The organism is Beggiatoa leptomitoformis (genome assembly GCF_001305575.3).
GTDB classification, from domain to species: Bacteria; Pseudomonadota; Gammaproteobacteria; order Beggiatoales; family Beggiatoaceae; genus Beggiatoa; species Beggiatoa leptomitoformis.
The window spans coordinates 307522-327728 of sequence record NZ_CP012373.2; the positions used below are offsets into that span (position 1 = coordinate 307522).

Here is a 20207-nt window from a genome sequence, read left to right on the forward strand (position 1 = left end):
ATGGCATTGACAAGTCTTTTTCAGAATACACAAGCTAACACACCTTTTTATATTCCCTTGCGTTACAGCCTAACGGGTGCATTTTTAGGGATGGTATTAGTCCTTTTGTTTCTCGTGTCAACAATACACTTTCTGGAAACAAAAAGCTATTTAGAACAAATGTATAGCCATTTACAACAACAAGCTGAAAACAATGTCAGCAATGCCGTCCGTTTATTAACTATTAATCAAAAAGTTGTCGATGATGTTTTAACAGAACAAATTCAAACGTATATTCCTTTATTAGAAACAGCTTTTAATCAACAAGATGGTGATGCAGATAAAATTGATTGGAATAGTTTAAAAAAACAATTTGGTGAGGAAAATGATTTTTTTATCGTTAATGAACAAGGCATCGTAACGCATAGCAGTCATTTACGGTTATTAGGGGCAGACTATCAACGCTTGCCTGCTTTATTAGAGATGTTAAAAACCGCCTATCGTCAGCAAACGCCTTTATATAGCCGCCCTATTTATGATTATAACCGTCAACGAGTGGGAAAATTAGCTTATTATCCTACCCTTAACCATCAGTTTTTGGGCATTTATGCCAGTACGCAAAAATATCCGCATATTATTGATACTTTTGATATATCTAAGGTAACAAGTCGACTCCGTTTGTTGAATAACACTATTCAGTCAATTCGTATTTTTAACTTATATGAATCTTTACTTAATGATGAGACTCCCTTAGATAGTAAAACTAAAAAAATCATTGCGTTGATGACACAAACACGGACACCACCGCAATATTTGCTTGAACAAGAAAATTATAAAAATAGGCATTATTTATTCGTTAATTTAAGTGATGAACAAAACGTTTTGTTAGCTGATAACAGTAAAATTATAGAAATAACACATAATCGTAAAATTATTGATGATAGCCTTGAACAACTAAATAATATTTATTATATATTAATCATTAGCAGTATTATTCTTAGCATTATTTTTACTTATCTCATTGCTAATTATATTACCCATCCAATTAAGGAAATTATCAATAGTATCAATATTATTGCGCTAGGAAACTTAGAACATCTTATTACCATAAAAGCGAATAATGAATTAAAAATACTTAAAGATAGCATTACTTTAATGGTTAATAGCATGTTAGTCTTTATTAACCAAATAAAACAACAGAATACAGAATTACAAAAATTAGATAAGATGAAAGATGAATTTTTATCTAATACCTCACATGAATTGCGTACACCTATCAATGGAATCATCGGTATTACGGAATCTATGCTTGATGGCGTATCAGGCACATTAACCGATGACGCACGTCATAACTTATTACTCATTGCGCTGAGTGGTAAACGTCTTTCTAGTTTAGTCAATGATTTACTTGATTTTGCACAACTTAAACATCGTGAATTGGTATTAAATCTTAAGCCTGTAGATATTCGTATCGTAACGGATATTGTCTTAAATATTGCGCGTCCCTTAGTTGGTCAAAAAAATATCACGCTGATTAACCACATTGCAGATGATATTTTAGCCATGGCAGATGAAGAGCGATTACAACAAATTTTGCTGAATTTGGTCACGAATGCGATTAAATTTACTGAATTTGGACGAATAGAAATATTTAGCAGTTCATTTAATGATAGATTTTTAATGATTTCTGTTGCGGATACAGGTATTGGTATTCCAGAAAATAAAATCGAGCATATTTTCAACGCATTTGAACAAGCCGATACGTCTATTTCCAGAGAATACGGCGGTGCGGGGTTAGGATTATCTATTACTAAAAAACTGGTTGAATTACATGGGGGAGAAGTTCGGCTACAATCCACCGTGAGTAAAGGCAGTCGCTTTAGTTTTACCCTACCAGCAACCAGTCGGGAACGTATTTTATTTGAAGCCCCAATCCCCGTTGTGTTGACAGAACAAAGTGAAAAATTATTACCACAACCGTTTGAACTATTATTAGCAGAAAATCAAGCGATTAACCTGCCATTGCCCGCCACACTCGCGGCAGAAACTAATAATGCCAGTTCTAATAAACCATTCCGCATTTTAGTTGTTGATGATGACCCTGTTAATTTAAAAGTATTAGAAAATCAACTGGCTTTAGCCAATTATCAAACCGTCAGGGCAATGGATGGACATGAGGCTTTAGACCACCTATGGGCGGGCGAGGAATTTACGCTAGTATTACTGGATATTATGATGCCTAGAATGTCAGGTTTTGACGTTTGTCGCATTATTCGGACGCAATACCCCGCCACACAATTGCCCGTTATCATGTTGACCGCCCGCAGCCAAGAAAATGACCTTGTAGAAGGGTTAGAAGTGGGTGCAAACGACTATATTACCAAGCCTTTTTCAAAAGTAGAATTGCTCAGTCGTATTAAAACCCACATTAATCTTGCGCGTATTAATATTGCTTATAGCCATTTTGTTCCTTTAGAATTCCTTAAGTTACTAGAAAAAGACAGCATCATAGAGGTGCGACTGGGTGACCACGTACAGAAACGGATGTCTGTTTTGTTTGCGGATATTCGTTCTTTTACCAGTCTGTCTGAGGCGATGAGTCCACAAGATAACTTTAGTTTTCTCAATGCTTACCTACAACAAGTCAGTCCTGTTATACGCCAATATAATGGTTTTATTGATAAATATATTGGTGATACCGTAATGGCTTTATTCCCCGATAAGGCAGACGATGCCCTACAAGCGGCAATTAGTATGTTAGCGGCATTGGCAAAATATAATCTGACACGCGGCAGACCGGGCAGACCGATTATCCGCATTGGTATTGGTATTCACATCGGCAATTTGATGCTGGGAACAATTGGCGAGGAAAAACGCATGGAAGGGACGGTTATTTCTGATGCGGTCAATCTTGCCTCGCGGATGGAGGGATTAACGCGGATTTACAATATATCGCTAGCCATCAGTAAACAACTGTTAGACAGTTTGGAACATCCTGAAAATCATCATTATCGGTTTGTTGGTAAATTGCGTGTCAAAGGTAAACGTGAACCCGTACAAGTCATTGAAGTGTTAGATGCCGAACCTGACGCGACCACTCGACAATTAAAAATTATGTGTACGGATAAATTTGACAAGGCGATTCAATACTTTTTTGATAAATCTTTTATCGAGTCGGCGCAATTATTTGAACATATTGCAACGTTAAATCCTGCGGATAAAGTTGCAGGATTCTACTTAGACCGTTGTCATTATTATAAAACTGAAGGTATTCCTGATGATTGGGAAGGTGTAGAAGAATTACGCGAAAAATAGCTTGTTTCTCGTCTGATTTGTTAAATCGGTGAAGAATGCGTAAGCGAAATAGATAATTCAGGATGTAACAAACTTTGAATTAATTCAATAATATGCGGTGATGTATCTTTCATATAAGGTCTTAATTTTACCTGTAAATCAGCAGGTTTTAAGTGTGCTAATGCCCAAATAGCGGTTTCACGAACTAAGGGGTCAGTTGCTTGTTCTAACACAGTTAAAACAGCCGCTTGTAACGTTGTGCTGGGCGATTTGCCAACCACAAAAAGCGTGCAGGCTTTTGTCCATGCGGTTGTAGAAACGTAGGTACTGTCTAACATTTCACGCAACCGTGTTTCGCGGTTTTTACGTGTTTGAGGAAATAATGTTGTTAAACGGGCAAGGCGTTGGGCAGGACTGAGATTGTCTAATAACGGAAAAATAAGGATTTTAATATCATGGCTGATAATATTATCTAAGGCTTCTAAAGCGTAGGCCCGTTTTTCGGTAGAGTCATCAAGTAATTCCCGTTGCGCTTGAAAAATGGATTTTGCAGGATGTAAAAAAGCGAGGAGGAAAAAAATAAGCTCTTGGCTTTTTTGAATCTCGTTGTGCAGACTTTGCACCAATAATGCCGTTATGCTGTCTATGCCCATGTCTTGAATACTGGCTAACCATAACGTAATTTGTCGTACTTCCCGCTCGATAAAGTGTTCAATTTGTTTTTCCTCGCTCGCCGTTTGTACCCGATAACCAGAAGCAACCAATGATTTTAACAACTGGCAATATACTTCCCGACGTGGCGGAGACTGGAGCAATGATTTTAATAAGGTTATTGTTGCGTGACTACCGATACGGGCGCAAACTTTTAATAGTCTAATTTGAATTGGATAATTATTTTCTTGCCGGTGTAATCCTTGTTCTAACACAGGTAATGCCGCATCACCAAATGCAACGAGTGTCGCGGCGGCTGTCTCACGAACATCTGTGTGAGAAAGATTTTCTAATACCAGCGGTAAAAGTTTAGGATTTTTTAATTTACTACAGGCAGATAGGGCTGCACGACGGACACAAACATCATTATCGTGTAATAATTTGATAAGCGGGCGATAAAAACTAGTAATGCCAACATCGCCTAAAATATCAGCCGCTAAACAACGTTCATGTGCATGGGGTGAAATAAGGAGTGCATTCAAGGTTTCACCTGCGGCAAGTACGCCATCAATTCCCCCATTTTTGAGTAATCCGACAATCGCGCCTTTTTTAATATTTGGATTACTCACATTGGTATAAGTTGCAACGTGTTCAAAGGCTTCTGCATCGCTAATAGCGCAAAAAGTGCGAATAGCTGTGCCTAAGGCGGTTGCATTGGTTTCTATTAACAAATGTTGATTTACTATTTTAACGGCTTCCGTTACGTTGTACTGTTCAATTTTTCGCAGGGCGTGAATACGTACTTCCGCTTGTGAATGCTCTAATAGCTTGATAAAAAAGCTATTTATATTATTATGTTCCATCTCTTCTAAAGTATTTAAGCAGTAAATAACTTCACCCGCTAAAGGACTTTCTAGCCCTTTTTGTAACACCGCAACACTTGAACCATCTTCTAAAGATAAGGATAAGCCATTGAGTTTACGATTACTCAGTGCATTCATTAATACTTTAGTGTAATTTTTACGTAATAAAAACGCGACTAAAATCCATGCACTGAGTGGTATTAAAAACAGCATGGCAAGATGTAGTGCAGACAGTTGAAAAACGAGGTTACACACTAATAATAAAATCCCTGCAACCCCTACTGCCGTCGGTTCAACAATGGATTCTCGCACGCCTTGAATACGCAGGCGTTCTGCAACGGGAAAGGGTTGATAGAGAATGCGAAAAGTAGGGGATTCAAAGGCGGTGCGTAAGACTTCGTCAAATAATTTCATTAGGGTAACAAGCCATAAAAACGCACCCACTGTGCCATTTAATATCCCAACTGACACGGATAAACCCGTTGTGATGAATACAATAACGGGCAAAGATAATAAACCGACGGTTAAACCGTAACGAGTGAGTAATCGCCCTGATAGTAATGCACTGCTAATAAAGTTTATAAATCCGAGTAAGGCGAAGAATAAACCAAAGAAACCTGCCAATTCTTCTTCGTGGGTGTAATGCGCGCCAACCGTGTCATAAAAAATAAAATCAACGAAGTAATAACCCATTGATGAAATGGCAGAAATAATAAAAAATAGGATTACATAAGGTTCTTTAATTAACTCACTGAGGGGTTTACGTGATATTTCTTCGCCATTATTATCTTTTTCCACCGTTATAATAAAATTCTTAGGAAAAACATGGGTAATATAGCGCAAAATCAATAATGAACCTGTAACGCCAATGAGGGAAATTAAGAGTAAATTCGTTGTTCCTATCCATTTGACAAGAAAAGAAACTGATGCACCGCCAAGGATGATGGCGATAATATCCCCTGTAGAAGTGAGTCCGAATAGACGTTTCCCTTGTCGCACATTAAACATGAGTCCCGCTAATGCCCAAAATTCTAAGGTGAGCAATATCCAATGCACGCCTTTCCATATCATCATTGTGATGGCAAAAAAGGGCGCGACAGCTTGTATTTCTCCAAATAAGGACAGGGATAAATAGAAAAATAATAGCATCACCCATAAAAGACTAATTGTATAAGTTAATAATTTATCAGGTGAAAGCTGTGCTTCTAATTTGGAGTAGATGATACCGAAAGAAATAGACAACACGGCTGTTGCCATATAAACATAAGGCAAATATTGAGAGTCAAATTCTTTTAAAAAAAGGGTATTGGCTGTTGTTTCAAAAAAAACGGTTGAAATGCCTTTAAAAAAGGAATGCACCAATAGCAACATCAAGGGCAAGCCTTCACCTCCCCGAATATTTAACGCATTTGCCAATGAGTTTTTAAGCATGGATATGTGTAACCCATTTAGTAAAAAAAGAATGACAAGGTAAATTTGATTGTTCTAAATACATCAGAATGGCTCAGCATTTTTTAATTAAGTAGCATGGATGTATAACAGATTGAAAATGTAAGCTAATCCACAATTATCTGATTTAAACAATTCTTATCTTTATCTGACATTGTTTAGCACTGCCGTCAATTTTACCAAGTTATACCCGTTAGGATTAAAGTTTTTCATTTTTCTACTTTTTACACTGAGCCTTATTATGAAAACTATTTACAAAATAATCATTGTATTACTTATTATTATTGGGGGTGTTGGTTTATATCAAACGTTCATTTCAGTGCCTCCTGCCCCTGTTGTTCGTGAACATCTTGTTGTGGTAACAGAAGCGAGTTATCCCCCCTTTAATATGCGCAATGAGAAAGGGGAAATCGTTGGTTTTGATATTGATTTGATAAATACATTGTGTGACCGTGTGAAGATAAAATGCACAATGACTACGCAGAATTGGGATAAAATCGTTTCTGGATTATTAACAAAACAATATGATGTGATTGTAAATAGCATGTCGATTACAGCAGACCGTCAATTGTTCTTAGCTTTTAGCGACCCTTATCAGTCAAACCGTCTGGCCTTTATTGTACCTGTCGCTAGCAATATTCATTATAACAAGGAATTAAAAGGGAAAATAATTGCTGTACAAAAAGGAACCGTTAGTACGCGATATTTAGAAGCCGCCGCTAATTTTGGCGTGTTACAGGTAAAACAGTTTGAAACCCAGAATGATGCTTGGAATAGCTTGTTAAACAAAGAAGTAGATGCGGTATTAACCGATAAATTACTTGGTTATGCGTGGTTAAAAACTGCACAAGCGAAGGATTATGCGTTTACGGATGAATTTATTGATTTTGGCGATAAAATCGGTATTGCATTTCGTAAAGAAGACAGTGCATTGGTAAAACAATTTAACGCTGCTTTAGCGGATATATTACGCGATGGAACGTATGAGAAAATGAACGCTAATTATTTTCCATTTAGCATTTATTAGATTTTTGAAAAGTAACAATAAATTCGTTTATAACGGGTTTATTGTCTCTATCTGTCTGCATCAAAATTCATTAAATTTTAAGTATTATCAGAATTTAAAAGCATTATCTTTCTTGTCTTTTAATTCTGATAATCCTGAAAGTGCTGACCCCAACATTTTTAAAACGGATAACACCAAGCAATTCATGCGATGTTATCCGTGTTACCTACCACGCCTCATCAAAATAATCACTGTCAATTTTCTTGAGTTCATATGTTTGTTGTGTTGTGCAGCCTAGATTGTAATCTATCATGAGTTGTGCGAGTTGTTCGCCATCAATTAACACAATTCTGGTGTCATTTTTTGGAACATAATCAATAGCATCTTTTGTAAAGCGTGAGGTGGTGATAAAAACGCCTTTTTTTGCCCCTTGCCCTGCTAAAGCCCCCACAAACTTCTGTAATTCTGGTCGCCCAACGGTGTTGTTTGGTTGCCAACGTTTGGCTTGGAGATAAATAATTCCCAACCCTAACTTGTCCTCTTTTATCATGCCGTCAATACCTTCATCACCAGTGCGCCCAATGGTTTTTCCCGCATCTTTAATTGAACCACCGTAGCCCATTTTAACGAGTAGTTCGACGACTAATCGTTCAAAAAAAGCGGGCGACAGTTCAATGATTCTGTTTAATAATTCGGTTGCCAATGACATTCTTATTTGCTGATAAGCAATATCTAAATGTTCTTCGGGTGTTTGTGTAGAAACATCTTGTTTGAGCAGTTCCTCTTTACTACTATCTTGATTATTTTGAAGTTCAACAAAGGAAGGAAGTTGGGTTAAATATTTTTTATCAATTTTGCTAGGATTTTTTGCAAGTACATCAAGCCCTTGTTGTGTGATTATGACCGTTGCACGTTTAGGAGAATCTAACAGTTGTGCTTTTTTTAAATAAGTTTTTGTCCAACTCACGCGATTATCAAAAATCGGTTGATTACCGCTTGTTAGCAATTCTTTTCTTTCATTATCAGTGAGTTAAAACTGGGTTGCTAATACCTCTACAAGGTCTCTGTATTTATGTTCTTGTCCATCGGCAATTTGTTGTAAAAAGGGAAGCATCAATGTTTGATAGTCGGGAATCATATTGGTTTTATTTACCTAGTTGTGTATTACGTTTTAATAAATTTAACTTATACAGGTTCATGCGCATACGCAGTAACTCGTCCGCGCACGCCGTGAAAATACTCTTTCAGCCATGCGTGGTCAATCTTTAATAAATCGCGTATGGGTTCAACGGCTAATACTTTTTTATCTGCAAGGACAGCAATTCTATCCGTTACTTTCCATAAAGTATCTAAATCGTGCGTTACGATGACAATGGTCAGTCCTAATAATTCGCGCAATTGTAAAATCATATCGTCTAACGAATCCGCACCAACGGGGTCTAGTCCTGCGGTTGGTTCGTCTAAAAAGAGAATTTTAGGGTCTAGGGCTAATGCCCGTGCAACAGCCGCGCGTTTAATCATGCCACCGCTTAATTGACTGGGGTATTTATTGCCCGCTGTTGGTGGTAAGCCGACAAGGGCTATTTTATAGGCAACTAATTCAGCAATGGTGGTTTTGCTTAGTTGTGTGTGTTCTTGTAGGGGGATTGCAACGTTTTCTGCAACGGTGAGTGAGCTAAATAACGCGCCATTTTGAAACATCATGCCACATTCGCGCCGTAGCCATTGGGCTTGTCTATCACTTAAGCCTAATACTTCGCGTCCTAAGACTTTTATAGATCCTGAAATAGGTCTTTCTAACAGGATAATTTCCCGCAAAATGGTCGATTTTCCTGTTCCACTACCGCCAATAATGGCAACAATTTCTTGTTGTTGAATGGTCATGTTTACATCCTCATGAATAACCATTTTGCCAAATTGGGTAGAAAGATGGGTGATTTCTATAGCAGGTAAGGGCATTAGGATTAGGATGTCGTTGGGTTGTTTGAACAGGGGTTTCTTAGGTGGGCGTGACAGCGTTCTAAATAAACGGTTGCTGCATCGTCTTGGGGATTAATCAGTAATACATTTTCAAAAAGTTGTTTTGCAACGCTAATATTGGCTTGGTGATAGGATAAACAGGCTTGTTCAAATTGGGTTAGGGTTTTATTTTTGAGTTCTATCATCAGTGGTAAATCAGCATCATAAATTTCATAGAGGGTAACAAGATTGGTTTTGCCTTTTACGATAACTCTATCAAGTAAACGAATTTTATAATTTTTCGGGTTTTCTAATTTTTGATAGGTTTGTTCGGTAATGAGAAGACAAACGCCGTAAGTTTTTGTCAGGCTTTCGGTGCGTGAAGCAAGATTAACCGCGTCAGAAATCACGGTTCCATCCATGCGACTTTGTCCGCCAACCGTGCCTAGCATGAGTAATCCTGTATGAATACCAATACCGATGCGTAGTTTAGGTCTGCCCGGTCTGCCACGGGTTTCGTTATAGTCATTAAGGGCTTGTAGCATACCAATGGCGGCTTGCACGGCATGGTCCACGTTTTTTGGAAACAATGCCATGATAGCATCACCAATGTATTTATCGATAAACCCCCGATGTTCGCTAATAATGGGTTCCATCCGACTGAGATAGGCATTGATGAAATTAAAGTTTTGTTGGGGTGTCATGGCTTCGGAGAGTGAGGTAAACCCGCGAATATCAGAAAATAATACGCTCATTTCTCGCTCGGTATGGTCGCCTAAATTGACATCTACGATGCTTTTTTTGTTAAGAAAACTTAAAAATTCGTGTGGCACAAAACGCGACATGCTGGCTTCTAATTTTGTCCGCTCGCTGATAAGTGCCATTAAAAAGAGGGTTGTTAAACAGATAACGCCAATAAAGGCTTGTAAGAGGAGTAGTGATTGATAAACGGAGGGTAACACAAACGGGCCAACTCGCATGATAGTGCCAAAAATGGCAATGATGGAGAGCATAAAAATCACCATCATGGTCTCGCGTTGTCCAAAGCGGAAGATTGCCCAGATAATAAAGGGCATCATGAGAAATGCCATTGGATAGGCGCGCACGCTCTCACTGAGCGGTTGTCCAAAAATGAGCCATGCTGTCAAACTTAAACTTAGAAAAAGTGAAATAGCTTCAATAAGCTGCGCTCTATTCCAGTGTATATGCCATTCTTGGTGCCATGTAACGATTAAGGGGGCGACAACCAACACGCCAACAATGTCTGCAAGCCACCATGTCCACCAATTTCCCAGTAGTGAACCCGCATCAATAATGTCATACGCATATAAACTGGCAGTACCCACACTAGCACTGATAAGGCTGCTCAATAAGACGGCGAAGAATAGAAAATAAATGACATTGCCCGTATGTCCAAATAAGTCTTTATTTTTGGCGTAGCGGTTTATAAACCAAACAGCCAAAAAAAGTGAAATGACATTCCCTGTCGCTATCCAGAGTTGTTCATGTTTTATAGGTTCTAAAAATAGTAAGTTAAGCTCACCGAGTAAAATGCTGATAAGAAAACGATAGCCCCAAATAAATAAAACGGCAAAACTTAACCCTGCAACAGGCCAAATAGCGGTTACTTCCCCCGTTGTGCTGCCTAATAAAACACTTAATCCGCTAATGACATAATATAAAACTGCAAATAATAAAATATAAATTGCGTCCCGTAAAAATTTTTGTGTTTTTCTTGTTAATTTAAAGGGAAATAGACGCAACATGGAATTAAGGCTCAAGCGCAATATGAATTTTATCCCCTAAAAAACGGGGTTGTGTGTTGAGAATATATAAATCTAGTACGGCTTTAAAGCGCGCTAAATATTCGCGTACAGGGGTTTTGGGGTCTAGGGATAGCGGAACATCTTTTGCGTTAAACCCTATGGCTTGAATCCCATAAAAATCACTGATAAATAACGCACGTTGATTATGAAAGGCTTGAGAAACAATAATAAAGTCGTTTTGCGAAAAAACCTCGTGGGCGCGAACAACGGAGTCTAGTGTACGAAATCCTGCATAATCTAGTGTAATTGCCTGTACAGGAATCCCCGCTTCTAATAAGGCTTTTTGCATATCTAGGGGTTCGTTGTAAGAAGCTTTTCGATTATCACCACTGACAATAATATGTCGAATTTTACCTGCATGATAGAGTTGTGCTGTTGCCTCAATTCTATAACGAAAATATAAGTTAGTTCGCCCATTTGCGACATATTTACTTGTTCCCAATAATAAGGCTAATGATTTTGTAGGAACGGTTTGAATATCACTATATACACGGTCTTGGGTTTGTAGTGACACCCAATAATAGACGCTGACAACACTAAAGATTAAAAAAACTAAACAGATAAATCCGACCAGACAACTATAGCGGCAGGCAATATATAATTTCTGCATAAATCTCTTAAGACGCGGATTTTTTCTGAATTGAGAAAATGTTTTATTTAATATAACCATAAAAGAGCTACACAATCATGCAATCTGAATAGGTAATCGTATTTTCAAGGAAAAATTAAGAATAGGCAATTTAATACACTTATTAAGAATGCGGAAAATCTCGCTTGAGTGCGTGGTATTTATGCTGTTGCTGTTAATTTTTCGTCCGCATCTAGCATTTGCTAAAGAAATTCGCTGTAGAGAATATAGCCCCTTTCTCGAATCAGCTATAATCAACAGTTCCTTTTCTGTTAAACAAGCTCATAGATTTCCATGACATCTTTTTTAAAAAATGATTGTTTTTTACGTGCGCTACTTCGCCAACCCGTCGATAAAACGCCTGTTTGGATGATGCGACAAGCAGGGCGTTACCTGCCTGAATATCGTGCTACTCGCGCCAAAGCAGGCGATTTTATGACCCTGTGTAAAACGCCAGAACTTGCGTGCGAAGTCACGTTACAACCCCTAGACCGTTATCCACTGGATGCAGCCATTTTATTCTCGGATATTTTAACAATTCCAGATGCAATGGGACTCGGCTTGTATTTCAGCGAGGGGGAAGGCCCTGTTTTTAATCATCCATTGCGTAACCATGCCGCCATTGAAGCATTGGGCATTCCTGACCCCCATCAAGATTTACGCTATGTAATTGATGCGGTTGCACTGATTCGTCAAGAACTGAATGGGCGCGTGCCACTCATTGGTTTTTCAGGCAGTCCTTGGACACTTGCTACCTACATGGTAGAAGGGGGTTCTACCAAAACATTCCGCTATATTAAAGGGTTATTATTCGACCAACCCCACAGTTTACACTTACTACTTAATAAACTTGCCCAATCCGTTATTCTCTACCTAAATGCCCAAATTGCAGCAGGTGCGCAAGCTGTTATGATATTTGACACTTGGGGCGGTGTATTAACGACACGTGATTATGAGGCTTTTTCCTTACAATACATGCAACAAATCGTTACAGGCTTACAACGAGAACACAACGGACAACGTATCCCGATTATTCTTTTTACCAAAGGCGGGAACGAATGGTTAGAACAAATTGCCGCAACAGGCTGTGATGCAGTTGGTTTAGACTGGCAATTACCGATAGGACACGCTCGCCAACGCATAGGTCAACAAGTCGCATTACAAGGCAATATGGACCCTTGCGTACTCTACGCATCCCCCGCACGTATTCGTGAAGAAGTTGCTGATATTTTAGCCAGTTATGGTAACGGTACAGGACATATTTTTAATTTAGGGCATGGCATACACCCCCAAATAAATACCGAAAATGTCAGCGCATTTATTCAAGCAGTCAATGAGTTAAGCCCTGCCTATCATATTGCTTAACCAAAAAATACCCATTTAAATACGGCTAAAATGAACAACATCTCATTCTTTTGAGGACAACAATGAAAAAATTATTTGCAGGGTTGCTACTTTGTTATAGCCTAAGCGTGCAAGCTGAAACCCAACTACTGGACTATATTGTGGCTGTCGTTAATGACGAAGTAATTACTTCCGTCGCCTTACAAGATGAAGTCCGTACCACAGAAGCAAAACTCACAGAACAAAAAATCCAAGCCCCGTCACGCCAAGAACTAGAACGGCAAGTATTAGAAAGTCTCATCATGGGGAAAATTCAACTCCAATTTGCCGCGCGGACAGGCATCAATGTAGATGATAACGCGCTAAATGAAACCATGCGCAAAGTTGCTGCACAAAACAACCTAGATTTACAAAAAATGCGAACAGTATTAGAACAAGAAGGATTAGGGTTTAATCAATTTCGTGAAGATATTCGTAATCGCATGATTATTCAACGGCTACAACAACGCCAAGTCATCAATAAAATTAATGTTTCCCCGCGTGAAATTGATGCGTTTTTAATGGCGCAAGCCAAACAAGACACCAGCAAATCCGCAACCGAATTCCGTATTTTTCACATCCTTATTGCAGTGCCAGAAGCAGCCTCTCCAGAAGCCATTGCAACCAAACAAAAACGGGCAGAAGAAATTCTTGCACAACTACAGGCAGGTGCAGACTTTCAAAAAACCGCTGTTGCAATGTCAGACAGCCCCCAAGCCTTAGAAGGTGGCGATTTAGGCTGGCGACGACTGGGCGAAATCCCCAATATTTTTGCCGACGCACTCAGCCAGTTACAAACAGGTGAAGTCAGCAACTTAATTCGCAATTCTAGTGGTTTTCACATCATTAAATTAGTTGATAAACGGGGACAATCTGCACAAAACATCGTTACACAAAGTCGCGCCCGTCACATACTGATTAAAACCAGTGAAGTAGTATCCGATTTTGAAGCCCAAGCCCGTTTAGAAGGGATTAAAGAACGGATTGAACGCGGTGAAAAATTTGCAGATTTAGCCAAAGCCTACTCCGAAGATTACTCCTCAGCCAGCAATGGCGGTGAATTAGACTGGATTAATCCCGGTGACATGGTGCCAGAATTTGAACAAATGGTAACGCGCTTACCCACGGATAAAATCAGTGAGCCTTTTAAAACCGCATTTGGTTGGCATATCGTTGAAGTATTAGAACGCCGTCAACAAGATAACACCGAACAAGCCTCACGAATGAAAGCCACAGAACAAATTCGTCAACGAAAAATTGGCGAGGAATTACAAACATGGTTGCGTCAACTGCGCGATGAAGCCTACGTCGAATACCGCCTAGCTGATGGTGTTGCAGAAAAAAGCTAAGTCCAACGCAAAAATAGCGTGATTTTTAAACAAGGCTGACAATTTTTACAATATTGTCGGCTTTTTTTATAAGTAAGAATAAGGGAAGAATAAGAGGACGCTACCCTTTTCTAGGCCGTCCAAACGAAATCGCAAAACTCGCCCAGCAAATTGCTCCAATTGCTTGATAAACGCCTCCACAGATGCCCCGACCACTTCCGTTGTCGGTTGATGTGTTGGGCATAGCGCATGTGCAAGGGTTTCAACGCACACTGCAAACCGTCGTCCTGCGCGGGAACGGCGACAAGGTGAATGTGGTTGGTCATTAGACAATAGGCGAGTATCTCGACTTCATGGCGGCGGCAGTATTCCTCCAGCCATTCGAGGTAGATTTGGCGGTTTTCTTCCGCGAAAAACACATTCTCCCGACGGTTGCCACGCTGGGTGATGTGATGGGAAATGCCCGCAAAAACGGTGCGTGCGAGTCTTGGCATGGAGGGGGTTTACAAGAATTGCCTAGAAAAGGGTAGCGTCCCCTTTACCGATGATTATTTCTGGCTGAATTTTGTGTAGTCTATAAATTTTATTATTGATAGATGTATAAAATATACAGCCAGTTTCTACACCTAAACCGCCAATTATCCCTATCTTTTTCATAAGCCTAAAGCAGCATTTCAATTTAAGTGGCTAACGTTTGAGTTCAGCGGCGCGCGGCTTTTTGCGCGTCCGCTGGAACGATTTGTTACGCGTTTTGGCTACGCCCAACTACGCACCTTTCGGGCTTCTGCAATGTACTGTGGCGGCGGGTAGTCACACTGATCATTAGGTAGAATTATTGCGGTTCGCAGATGCTGCTTAAATTCTTTCAGCCCACCCACAAGATTTGTAGCAGTTAAGCGGGATACTTCAGAATCACTTACTTCGATTTCGTATCGTTCGTTAAAGGAAATTAAATTACGGTCAAAGGCCGTATGATGTAGCTTGCACAGTGCAATTCCATTCTTTGTTTCATCGGTGCTTGTAGGTGCCGCAACTGGAATAATGTGGGCGGCGTCAATAAGTTCTAACTGAACTCCGCAGATGGCACAACGATGCTCATAAGCACCAAGAACCCGTTTCCGAAAATCGGTTGCTCGGAATTTACGAGCGATCTGAGACAACACAATTTGTCGTTCTTGACTCTGCACTGCCACAATTTGCGATTCAGTCAAAGTGTCTAAGTTATTCAGCAGTGACATATCAGCGGCAGCCTTACCCGTAAGATGCAGAGATGCTGAATTCAATGCGTATTCTGCTAGAAATTCGGGGCGAAATGCGACTGCTATTTCACCATTCTGGCGATGATAAATAGCGAAGGCGCGAGTATGCGCGTTTTGTAAGGTTTTTTCCTTCACCTGAATTGACGGGGATTGTGAGGCTTGACCGTCATGTTTCTTTATGTCGAAGCCTACGAATACTTCATAGTCAGAATGCCACCCAAGCAAGAGCGTGACTTCACCAGCTACTGCGCTAGGCACCACCCCAGTAAGCTGTACGCGGTATTCATCTTTCGCACGCGCGGCACCCCCACCGTGCGTGCAATTCCAGAGATAAACGCGAACATCAAACCCTTTTTCATCTCCACGGAATAGGCGTAGACAAAACGGTTTTCGAGAGTCGAGAATAAGGGCTTGCCATCCGCTTTCATCAACGGCGCGCAAGACCTGTTCAAATAGTTGCTTAGGCTTGAGTGTTGACACTATTGGCAACCAGTATTTTCTTCTTTACAGAAACCATGTGTTCAAGCTCGAAGGAATCAAATCGAAACGCGCTCCCTTCCAAGTATTCTTCAGAAAGCTCCGACGCAAGCCAGCGCCGCCCAAGAGTTTCGGCAACAAGCCCTGTAGTATTGGACCCGGCAAATAAATCAAACACCAGATCACCTTCGTCGGTAAGAAACTTGATAAAAAAATCCGCAAAACCCGCAGGGAAGCGGGCTGGATGTACTTTTAATCCCGCTGCCCTGCACTTTTTTTGATACGCGCTGTTACTGTCAGTGTTTGCGAGTTCAAGCAAATTTGGTGGAATCGCCCCACCATTATCACGGCTGAATTTGTCCGAAATATCATGCCCGCTTGGTCGTAGTTTTGCGGTATAGCCGTTTTTTAATAAGCTCTTCATGCTGTCGCTGTAGGGCTTCAACACCTTGCGGTTATCGGCTTTTGGGTTTTGTGATTTTGATAACCACCAAACAACATTCACACTGTCTTTTACTCGGATGCGCCGAACATTCACCCATTCAGCGGGTGCAGGAAGTCGTGCGGGGTTGTAATGGTAGAACTCTTGAGCAAGATAGAAGCCCGCTTCTTTGACCAATCTCACTAACAGTTCAAACTGGTAGATGCTGCGAACAGGAAAGCCGGGCATATAGGCTCCGCCTAAATCTAGTACAAATGAGCCTTCAGGCTTAAGGATGCGGTGTAACTGCCCCGCGAAGCCCATAAACCAATCAACATATTTATCTTCGTCCTCGTTCCCGTATTCTTTCTTTCGTTTCAATGCGAACGGAGGCGACGTAAGAATTAAATCAACTGATTCACTAGCAACTTGCGGCAAAAACGCGAGACTGTCCCCTAGATATGCTTGGCCTAGCGGGGTCTTGTAATACAACTTTAGTGCTTGTGTTTTCATGGGGTGTATTTTCTCACGATAGATACATCAGCGTTCAATTTTGTAACCGCCCTTCTGTGTTGTCGGCGTACCCATGCTCAGTTACAACGCATAACGCCAAGCTAAGCCGACACCCGCCGCCACTTAACCCAAAACAAAACCAAAAAAGCCCGACGGCGGGTGGTCGGCCTTGAGTGCCAAGTTATAAAAGATGCCAGAAACGCGAAGCCGGAAACACCGTCAAGCCCAAAACCGCGAAGTCTGAAACACGGATGCCAAAACCAACACGAAGTCCGAGCCAGTCAAAAAGCCGGTTTTCCTAGCCATTTATAACGCCTAAGCTAACCCGCGCTGCGCCTGCACGGAGCCAGCCTGAAAAGCCAAAAAAGTCCGACGGCGCAGCGTCGGGTTGAGCACCAAGTTATACCGGATACCGGAAACAAAGCGCCCGAAACACCGCATGGCCGCAGAAACAGGCCAAAAACCGGATGCGCCAGAAACTGCAACCGAACAGCCTGCTATAACTTATTAGTATCAAGTCAATCTGACCTGATACTCTCCGATATTAAAAGATAAATCAGGCAAGCTTGACCTGATACCCATTGCCCTGCATTTTTGCCCCGATAACACGGGGTATTGGCGTAAAATTCAGGCATACTTACCTGTTATCCGATTTATCCTGCCAACTTAACCTGATAATTTGATATTAAACAAGCAATCACGCATAATTAACAGGATATTCTCTAGGATGCTATCACTGCCTTTGTACTATGTCAACAACTCAATCAGATAAAACACTACTTTCAGAAACCCGCGATTTGATGCGACGTTTACATTATTCCATTCATACTGAACGGGCGTATTGTGATTGGATTGCGCGTTTTGTGCGCTTTCATCACATGCAGGCGCGGGAGACTTTATTTGTTGAGCCGGAGAAAAAAGTCGAGGATTATCTGACTTATCTGGCGGTGCAGGCGAATGTGGCGGCTGCAACGCAGAATCAGGCGTTTAATGCGCTGGTATTTTTGTATAAGCGGGTGTTAGAGCGACCATTGGAAAATGTCGAAGCGGCACGCTCGCGCAAGGAGCCGCGTATACCGGAAGTGTTGACGCGGGAGGAGGTCAAGCGAGTGTTGGCGTTTGTGGAGGGGACGGCGGGGTTGATTGTGAAGTTGTTGTATGGCAGCGGCCTGCGGATTACCGAGGCGGTACGGCTACGGGTGCAGGACATCGACTATGGCTACAAGCAAATCACGGTGCGCAACGGCAAGGGCGAGAAAGACCGCGTTACGCCCTTTCCCGCCAATTTAGAAGCACTGTTGAACAACCACTTGGAGCGAGTCAAATTGCTGCATGAACAGGATTTGGCGGCGGGCTTGGGCCCGGTGTATTTGCCCTATGCGCTGGAGCGCAAGTATCCGAATGCGGCGCGGGAATCACGATTCAGTCGTTGCTGGGGCATAAGGATGTGCAAACGACGATGATTTATACGCATATTTTGCAACAGGGCGGCGAGGGGGTGGTGAGTCCGTTGGATGATTTGTGAAAAAGGGGACGCTACCTAATGGCACTAACTTAAGCAGGCATAAAACATGCGTCCTCCTGTAACGCTCCAAACTCACTAAGCCATTCTGCCTGCTGTTGCAGCAATTCCGTCTTAACCCTTGGACTTGTTGATTGACGTGTTTATCCGTCATGTTTGCTACCCCTTGGTAATATACCGCACACCTTCAATCCCCTCGAAATCATTGTCCTGCGTCCATAAAGTCGCACCGTACCGGCGTGCGGTTGCCAGTATCAAGCTGTCCGCCATCGGCAGTTTGAGTTCATGAGATAACTGCGCCGCACTCAATGCCAATGCGGCGCTGAGTTCGACCACCTGTCCCTGCTGCATCAAGGCCACGGCCTGCATGGCTGCATTTTCATCGCGTTGCTGTAAAACGCGCTTGAACACTTCGTACAGCGTGATGACCGGGACAACGAGGTCTTCCGTATTTTCGACCGCAGCACTGAAAAAATCCGCGTTCGACCCGTCAGCGAAATATTCCAGCCAGGCGGAGGAATCAACCACGTTCATACGCGATCCGCCTCGCGCGGCACATCGGTATCAATGCCGCGCAGAAATCCCCGCATGGTTTTCACGGGTTTGACCGGAAGCAATTCGATGCGTTCGCCGCATTGGACAATTTGCATTTTCTGACCTACCTGTAAGTTCAAGTTACGGCGGATGTCTGCGGGAATAATGACTTGGAATTTAGGTGATACAGTGACGGTTTGCATGGTTTTGCTCCTTTATTTTTTATCGACGTTTATACTTCCCGAACCGGAAAACACATTCCCATTTCCCGTGACCAAAAGAAACGTAAGGGACGGATTTGCAAAACCCGCCGCCTTACATATACGACTTACGAGTTTAAGGCTCAAAGGTGTATGACGCTTCGCTTATACACGCTGACTTAAGTTTGGTTTTAATTACATTGATTCAATCAGTAATCCCAAATCTCATGCCTAACTGGCAATCTATTTAATTCCTCTCGCAGTGATTTCCATTTTGGCAAATAGTGATTCATCAATGCGCTAAAACGCCGATTATGGCTTGGCTCAAGCAGGTGGACGAGTTCATGCACGATAATATATTCCAGACAATCACGGGGTTTTTTGACTAATTCAAGGTTAATGCGGATGATACCCGATGCTGGGGTGCAGCTTCCCCATTGGGTTTTCATTTTTTGCACTATCACGCGGGTTGCGGTGACACCAATTTTTGCTTCCCAGTCTTGGAATAGGGGCAATAAAGCCGCTTTGAGTTGGGCGCGATACCAGTCCTCTAAAATACGCCCTCTTTTGCTTGCATCCGTGTTGGGTTTCACTTGCAGCACAATGGCTGAATGATTTAAGCGCACCATTGGCACGGCATTTTGTTCAACGACTTTTAGTAAATATCTTTTTCCCCAAAAATAATGACTCTCGCGTTCAAGGTATTCTCTGGGCGACTCGCGTTCTTGGGCGCGGAATTTTTGTTGTTGTTTTTTAATCCAAGCCAGTTTGGAAATGACAAAAGCTCGGATTATTTCCAGCGACATGGTTTCAGGCGCGGCAACTTTAACCCTGCCGTTGGGTGGATAGACGCTTAAATGTACGTTTTTGATGTCTTTTTGAATCACTTCTATCTCTAAATCGTTCAGTCTCATC

Annotated in this window: 16 protein-coding genes and 1 pseudogene; 5 read left to right on the top strand and 12 right to left on the bottom strand. The window is 41.5% G+C overall.

Annotated features, from left to right (window positions below; translation table 11 throughout):
• The gene (locus AL038_RS01375; RefSeq protein ID WP_062147909.1) at positions 1 to 3294 is read left to right on the top strand and encodes an ATP-binding protein; all 3294 of its coding nucleotides are present in this window, start codon (positions 1 to 3) and stop codon (positions 3292 to 3294) included.
• 20 nt (positions 3295 to 3314) lie between these two features.
• Here AL038_RS01375 and AL038_RS01380 read toward each other — a convergent pair whose 3' ends face one another.
• On the bottom strand, positions 3315 to 6218 hold the full coding sequence (locus AL038_RS01380; protein WP_062147912.1) for a HEAT repeat domain-containing protein: 2904 nt from the start codon (positions 6216 to 6218) through the stop codon (positions 3315 to 3317).
• A gap of 259 nt (positions 6219 to 6477) precedes the next feature.
• Between AL038_RS01380 and AL038_RS01385 the strand changes: the two genes are divergently transcribed.
• Positions 6478 to 7263 carry a transporter substrate-binding domain-containing protein gene (locus AL038_RS01385; protein ID WP_062147915.1) on the top strand — a complete coding sequence of 262 codons (786 nt, stop codon included), beginning with the start codon at positions 6478 to 6480 and terminating at the stop codon, positions 7261 to 7263.
• A 205-nt stretch (positions 7264 to 7468) separates the two neighbouring features.
• Here the strand turns inward: AL038_RS01385 and AL038_RS18715 are convergent, their stop codons facing one another.
• The 5 genes and pseudogenes from AL038_RS18715 to AL038_RS01405 form a co-directional block, all read right to left on the bottom strand.
• Positions 7469 to 7951, bottom strand: coding sequence for a restriction endonuclease (locus AL038_RS18715; protein ID WP_272898063.1), 483 nt, complete (start codon positions 7949 to 7951; stop codon positions 7469 to 7471).
• A gap of 171 nt (positions 7952 to 8122) precedes the next feature.
• A pseudogene (locus AL038_RS18720) lies at positions 8123 to 8260 on the bottom strand (winged helix-turn-helix domain-containing protein); the annotation flags it as partial.
• 167 nt (positions 8261 to 8427) lie between these two features.
• The gene (locus AL038_RS01395; RefSeq protein ID WP_062147918.1) at positions 8428 to 9201 is read right to left on the bottom strand and encodes an ABC transporter ATP-binding protein; all 774 of its coding nucleotides are present in this window, start codon (positions 9199 to 9201) and stop codon (positions 8428 to 8430) included.
• A gap of 5 nt (positions 9202 to 9206) precedes the next feature.
• Entirely contained in the window at positions 9207 to 10967 is a 1761-nt protein-coding gene (locus AL038_RS01400) for an adenylate/guanylate cyclase domain-containing protein (protein ID WP_062147925.1), read from the bottom strand.
• A gap of 4 nt (positions 10968 to 10971) precedes the next feature.
• Entirely contained in the window at positions 10972 to 11637 is a 666-nt protein-coding gene (locus AL038_RS01405; RefSeq protein ID WP_062147927.1) for a SanA/YdcF family protein, read from the bottom strand.
• A gap of 312 nt (positions 11638 to 11949) precedes the next feature.
• Between AL038_RS01405 and hemE the strand changes: the two genes are divergently transcribed.
• Positions 11950 to 13020: a uroporphyrinogen decarboxylase gene (hemE, locus tag AL038_RS01410; protein WP_062147930.1), complete on the top strand. Its 1071-nt coding sequence runs from the start codon at positions 11950 to 11952 to the stop codon at positions 13018 to 13020.
• A 62-nt stretch (positions 13021 to 13082) separates the two neighbouring features.
• On the top strand, positions 13083 to 14387 hold the full coding sequence (locus AL038_RS01415) for a peptidylprolyl isomerase (RefSeq protein WP_062147933.1): 1305 nt from the start codon (positions 13083 to 13085) through the stop codon (positions 14385 to 14387).
• A gap of 110 nt (positions 14388 to 14497) precedes the next feature.
• Here AL038_RS01415 and AL038_RS18910 read toward each other — a convergent pair whose 3' ends face one another.
• The 3 genes from AL038_RS18910 to AL038_RS01430 form a co-directional block, all read right to left on the bottom strand.
• Positions 14498 to 14860, bottom strand: coding sequence for a transposase (locus AL038_RS18910; protein WP_083991387.1), 363 nt, complete (start codon positions 14858 to 14860; stop codon positions 14498 to 14500).
• A gap of 261 nt (positions 14861 to 15121) precedes the next feature.
• A complete protein-coding gene (locus tag AL038_RS01425; protein ID WP_062147936.1) occupies positions 15122 to 16105 on the bottom strand; it encodes an HNH endonuclease in 984 nt (327 codons plus the stop codon).
• Positions 16086 to 17036, bottom strand: coding sequence for a DNA-methyltransferase (locus AL038_RS01430; protein ID WP_062147937.1), 951 nt, complete (start codon positions 17034 to 17036; stop codon positions 16086 to 16088). Before AL038_RS01430 ends, AL038_RS01425 begins: the two co-directional genes overlap by 20 nt.
• Positions 17037 to 17785: 749 nt before the next feature.
• On the opposite strand from AL038_RS01430, the gene AL038_RS01435 reads away from it, so the two are divergent.
• A complete protein-coding gene (locus AL038_RS01435; RefSeq protein ID WP_201800119.1) occupies positions 17786 to 18499 on the top strand; it encodes a phage integrase N-terminal SAM-like domain-containing protein in 714 nt (237 codons plus the stop codon).
• 218 nt (positions 18500 to 18717) lie between these two features.
• On the opposite strand, the gene AL038_RS01440 is transcribed toward AL038_RS01435, so the two are convergent.
• From AL038_RS01440 to AL038_RS01450, 3 genes are all read right to left on the bottom strand, one after another.
• Complete coding sequence (locus tag AL038_RS01440) at positions 18718 to 19092, bottom strand: type II toxin-antitoxin system VapC family toxin (protein WP_062147940.1); 375 nt, start codon at positions 19090 to 19092, stop codon at positions 18718 to 18720.
• Positions 19089 to 19295: an AbrB/MazE/SpoVT family DNA-binding domain-containing protein gene (locus AL038_RS01445; protein WP_062147942.1), complete on the bottom strand. Its 207-nt coding sequence runs from the start codon at positions 19293 to 19295 to the stop codon at positions 19089 to 19091. The genes AL038_RS01440 and AL038_RS01445 overlap by 4 nt, the downstream gene beginning before the upstream one ends.
• 206 nt (positions 19296 to 19501) lie before the next feature.
• Positions 19502 to 20206: a M48 family metallopeptidase gene (locus tag AL038_RS01450; protein ID WP_062147945.1), complete on the bottom strand. Its 705-nt coding sequence runs from the start codon at positions 20204 to 20206 to the stop codon at positions 19502 to 19504.
• Between the last annotated feature and the right edge of the window lies 1 nt (position 20207).